General features: G+C 48.7%; 2 tRNA genes and 3 rRNA genes. All 5 read right to left on the bottom strand.

Going from position 1 to position 5455, the window contains the following annotated elements:
• Positions 1–21: 21 nt before the first annotated feature.
• Positions 22–133: ribosomal RNA gene (gene rrf / locus QEP08_RS20830) — 5S ribosomal RNA — on the bottom strand.
• 166 nt (positions 134–299) lie between these two features.
• A 23S ribosomal RNA gene (locus QEP08_RS20835) occupies positions 300–3176 on the bottom strand.
• Between the two features lie 230 nt (positions 3177–3406).
• Positions 3407–3480 (bottom strand) — tRNA-Ala (locus QEP08_RS20840).
• Positions 3481–3494: 14 nt separating this feature from the next.
• Positions 3495–3569: transfer RNA gene (locus QEP08_RS20845), tRNA-Ile, on the bottom strand.
• Positions 3570–3742: 173 nt separating this feature from the next.
• Positions 3743–5264: ribosomal RNA gene (locus QEP08_RS20850) — 16S ribosomal RNA — on the bottom strand.
• Together the 16S, 23S and 5S rRNA genes with 2 tRNA genes alongside form the textbook arrangement of a ribosomal RNA operon.
• Positions 5265–5455: the final 191 nt, after the last annotated feature.

Here is a 5455-nt window from a genome sequence, read left to right on the forward strand (position 1 = left end):
TGACTACAGGCTTTCTTTAAGATTTGGCACCGACCTACTCTCCCACGTGTTACCGCAGTACCATTGGCTCTGGTGGGCTTAACTTCTCTGTTCGGAATGGGAAGAGGTGGACACCACCGATATAGGCACCTAAATATTTTTAATGTTCAGGGTATATCTGCTGTACCGGGATCCCTGTTGCTACCGTCCCGTTTTTTTTTGGGGGGGGCACCTGAGGACACCGCTTTTCAGCATGTACAATAAACAATGACATATTATTGAAAGAAGTTAGTTAGGAAGAACAAACAACAGTTCTATGCTCTTGAAAGCTTCGGATTATTAGTATTACTCGACTTTGATGTCACCATCTTTACATCTGTAACCTATCAACGTAGTAGTCTGCTACGGTCCTATATGGAATTCTCATCTCGTGGCTAGTTTCGCACTTAGATGCTTTCAGCGCTTATCTATTCCCAGCGTAGCTACTCTGCAATGCCCCTGGCGGAACAACAGATTCACTAGAGGCTAGTCCAACCCGGTCCTCTCGTACTAAGGTCAGCCCCACTCAAAATTCCAACGCCCACAACAGATAGGGACCGAACTGTCTCGCGACGTTCTGAACCCAGCTCGCGTGCCACTTTAATCGGCGAACAGCCGAACCCTTGGGACCTTCTCCAGCCCCAGGATGTGACGAGCCGACATCGAGGTGCCAAACCTCCCCGTCGATATGAGCTCTTGGGGGAGATCAGCCTGTTATCCCCAGCGTACCTTTTATCCTTTGAGCGATGGCCCTTCCATGCAGAACCACCGGATCACTATATCCGTCTTTCGACCCTGATCGACTTGTCTGTCTCACAGTCAAGCAAGCTTATGCTATTGCACTCCTCATACGGTTACCAAGCGTATTGAGCTTACCTTTGAAAGCCTCCGTTACCTTTTTGGAGGCGACCACCCCAGTCAAACTACCCATCAAACAATGTCCTCCACATAGCGGAGTTAGACACCGAATACAGAAAGGGTGGTATTTCAACGTTGACTCCACGACGCCTGGCGACGCCGCTTCATAGTCTCCCACCTATCCTACACATCCTGTATCCAATGTCAATGTTAAATTGTAGTGAAGGTGCATGGGGTCTTTCCGTCCCGTTGCGGGTACCCGGCGTCTTCACCGGGACCACAATTTCACCGAGCTCATGGCTGAGACAGCGCCCAGATCGTTACACCATTCGTGCAGGTCGGAACTTACCCGACAAGGAATTTCGCTACCTTAGGACCGTTATAGTTACGGCCGCCGTTTACTGGGGCTTCGATTCAATGCTTCTCCTTGCGGATGACATCCCCTCTTAACCTTCCAGCACCGGGCAGGTGTCAGGCCTTATACTTCATCTTTCGATTTTGCAAAGCCATGTGTTTTTGTTAAACAGTCGCCTGGGCCTTTTCACTGCGGCTGACATTACTGCCAGCGCCCCTTCTCCCGAAGTTACAGGGCCATTTTGCCGAGTTCCTTAGCCATGATTCACTCGAGCACCTTAGAATTCTCTTCCCGGATACCTGTGTCGGTTTGCGGTACGGGTTTTTATAACCTGAAGCTTAGCGGGTTTTCTTGGAAGTCTGATTACCTGCACTATCCACTCCCCCGAAGGTTCGCGGTACTATCAGCGTTCAGCAAGACCGGCGGATTTGCCTACCAGTCCTATACCTACAGCCTTCAACGATCTATTCCGTCAGATCGCGGCAGTGTCACTACTCCGTCACCACATCGCAGTTATAAAAAGTACGGGAATATTAACCCGTTGTCCATCGAATATCCCTCTCGGGTTCTCCTTAGGCCCCGACTAACCCTGATCCGATTAGCGTTGATCAGGAAACCTTATCCTTTCGGTGGGCGGGTTTCTCGCCCGCCTTATCGTTACTTATGCCTACATTTGCTTTTCCAGAAGCTCCAGCACAACTTACGTCATACCTTCGCTGCCGCTGGAATGCTCCCCTACCGTAATATTAATATTACCCATAGCTTCGGTGTACAATTTTATGCCCGTTTATTATCCATGCCCGATCGCTCGACTAGTGAGCTGTTACGCACTCTTTAAATGAATGGCTGCTTCCAAGCCAACATCCTAGCTGTCTGTGCAATCGGACCTCGTTAGTTCAACTTAACTGTAACTTGGGGACCTTAGCTGATGGTCTGGGTTCTTTCCCTCTCGGCGCGTGACCTTAGCACCCCGCGCCTCACTGCTGAGTATATTATTTAGCATTCGGAGTTTGTCTGGATTTGGTAGGATTTGACTCCCCCGCACCCAATCAGTAGCTCTACCTCTAAATAACTTAACCTCAACGCTGTTCCTAAAAACATTTCGGGGAGTACGAGCTATTTCCCAGTTTGATTAGCCTTTCACCCCTACCCACAGATCATCCGGAAACTTTTCAACGTTTATCGGTTCGGTCCTCCAGTACGTGTTACCGCACCTTCAACCTGTCCATGGGTAGATCACAAGGTTTCGCGTCTACCTCCCCTGACTATACGCCCTATTCAGACTCGCTTTCGCTTCGGATCCGTGTCTTAAACACTTAACCTCGCCAGAGAAGAGTAACTCGTAGGCTCATTATGCAAAAGGCACGCCGTCACGCCACCTGGACGCTCCGACCGCTTGTAAGCACACAGTTTCAGGTTCTATTTCACTCCCCTGTTCGGGGTTCTTTTCACCTTTCCCTCACGGTACTGGTTCACTATCGGTCTCTCAGGAGTATTTAGCCTTACCGGATGGTGCCGGCAGATTCCCACAAGGCGTCTCCGACCTCGCGGTACTCAGGATACTGCTAGACTAATGGTACTTACGTGTACGAGGCTATCACTCTATATTGCCAGGCTTCCCATCCTGTTCCACTTCATTGCATTATAATCACTTCGCAGTCCTACAACCCCACATATGCCGTAACATAAGTGGTTTGGGCTCTTTCCCGTTCGCTCGCCACTACTTAGGAAATCATTGTTATTTTCTTCTCCTCTGCTTACTTAGATGTTTCAGTTCGGCAGGTTTGCGTATTATACGACTGGTCTTCAACCAGCCAGGTTTCCCCATTCGGAAATCACCGGATCAATTCATATTTGCTAATCCCCAGTGCTTATCGCAGCTTATCACGTCCTTCATCGCCTCTGAGAGCCAAGGCATCCCCTGTGTGCTCTTATTTACTTTCTTCTCTCCATAGCCTTTTGCGCCTATGGAAATGCTTTTTTTGATCAATTATCCGTTCATCAGTCGCTCTGATGTAATTGCTTACCTCAGCCCTTCTTCAAAACAAACATCCTATCTATTGTTGTTTGCTCTTCTTTTTTAACTTCTTCCAATATGTCAAAGAACTTTTCAATCCCCGCATCGTATTGCTACTTTGCTATTTAATGCCTTTTTCTATTAAGGCCGGGTGATCGTGGAGAATAACGGAGTCGAACCGTTGACCTCCTGCGTGCAAGGCAGGCGCTCTAGCCAGCTGAGCTAATCCCCCTTAGAATATACCTGTAGTCCCGAGCAGATTTGAACTGCTGACCCCTACATTATCAGTGTAGTGCTCTAACCAAACTGAGCTACGGGACTATTTGCGTAAGCCGACTCATGAGTACTGATTTCTCATTTCACAAATCCTTGATTACTCATTTGCCCTGCTTGTCAGTATGGAGCACTAAACGATGCTTCATCCTATGGGTTACCTTTTTTGAGATATCTGTCATTTATATCATTTGCGCAGCGAGTAGTCAATCCTACTCCAGAAAGGAGGTATTCCAGCCGCACCTTCCGGTACGGCTACCTTGTTACGACTTAGCCCCAGTTATCGGTTTTACCCTAGGACGCTCCTTGCGGTTACATACTTTAGGTACCCCCAACTTCCATGGCTTGACGGGCGGTGTGTACAAGGCCCGGGAACGTATTCACCGCGTCATTGCTGATACGCGATTACTAGCGAATCCAACTTCAAGAGGTCGAGTTGCAGACCTCTATCCGAACTGTGAATGGCTTTTTGAGATTCGCTTGCTGTTGCCAGCTTGCTGCCCTCTGTACCATCCATTGTAGCACGTGTGTAGCCCCGGACGTAAGGGCCATGATGACTTGACGTCGTCCCCTCCTTCCTCTCTGTTTGCACAGGCAGTCTGTTTAGAGTCCCCACCTTTACATGCTGGCAACTAAACATAGGGGTTGCGCTCGTTGCGGGACTTAACCCAACACCTCACGGCACGAGCTGACGACAGCCATGCAGCACCTAGTTTCCTGTCCTTGCGGACTGACCTATCTCTAGATCATTCAGTAACTTTCAAGCCCGGGTAAGGTTCCTCGCGTATCATCGAATTAAACCACATGCTCCTCCGCTTGTGCGGGCCCCCGTCAATTCCTTTGAGTTTCACCCTTGCGGGCGTACTCCCCAGGTGGAATACTTAACGCTTTCGCTTAGCCGCTAACTGTATATCGCTAACAGCGAGTATTCATCGTTTAGGGCGTGGACTACCAGGGTATCTAATCCTGTTTGATCCCCACGCTTTCGTGCCTCAGCGTCAATAAAACCATAGTAAGCTGCCTTCGCAATCGGTGTTCTGTGACATATCTATGCATTTCACCGCTACTTGTCACATTCCGCCTACCTCTAGTTCATTCAAGCTCATCAGTATCAAGGGCACTGCGATGGTTGAGCCACCGTCTTTCACCCCTGACTTAATAAGCCGCCTACGCACCCTTTAAACCCAATAAATCCGGATAACGCTTGGATCCTCCGTATTACCGCGGCTGCTGGCACGGAGTTAGCCGATCCTTATTCCTTCGGTACATTCAGCACATTACACGTAATGTGGTTTATTCCCGAATAAAAGCAGTTTACGACCCAGAGGGCTGTCTTCCTGCACGCGGCATGGCTGGTTCAGAGTTGCCTCCATTGACCAATATTCCTTACTGCTGCCTCCCGTAGGAGTCTGGTCCGTGTCTCAGTACCAGTGTGGGGGGTCATCCTCTCAGATCCCCTAGTCATCGTCGCCTTGGTGGGCCGTTACCCCGCCAACTAGCTAATGACACGCATGCCCATCTTAATCCTATAAATATTTGAACATTGTACAATGCTGTACTGTGTTTTTATGCGGTGTTAATCCGAATTTCTTCGGGCTATCCCCCTGATTAAGGTAGGTTGCATACGCGTTACGCACCCGTGCGCCACTTTCCTATCCAGCAAGCTGGATAGTATCGTTCGACTTGCATGTATTAGGCCTGCCGCTAGCGTTCATCCTGAGCCAGGATCAAACTCTCCATTGTAAAATGTGAATCTGAATCGCTGACCATTCTTAACTTGTTAATAATAGTCTGTATTCTTCTTTGTTGTATTGTCTGTCAGAACTTGACTCTAAAATAATAGTCCGGTATCATGTACTTTGATCCAGTACTTTCTTACCTCGCTACGCTATAAATGACATCTCTTTAATGAACTTATCGAATCCCCTCACGGC

Origin of the sequence: Pedobacter ginsengisoli, from assembly GCF_030244015.1 — a bacterium.
Taxonomy (GTDB): Bacteria; Bacteroidota; Bacteroidia; order Sphingobacteriales; family Sphingobacteriaceae; genus Pedobacter; species Pedobacter ginsengisoli.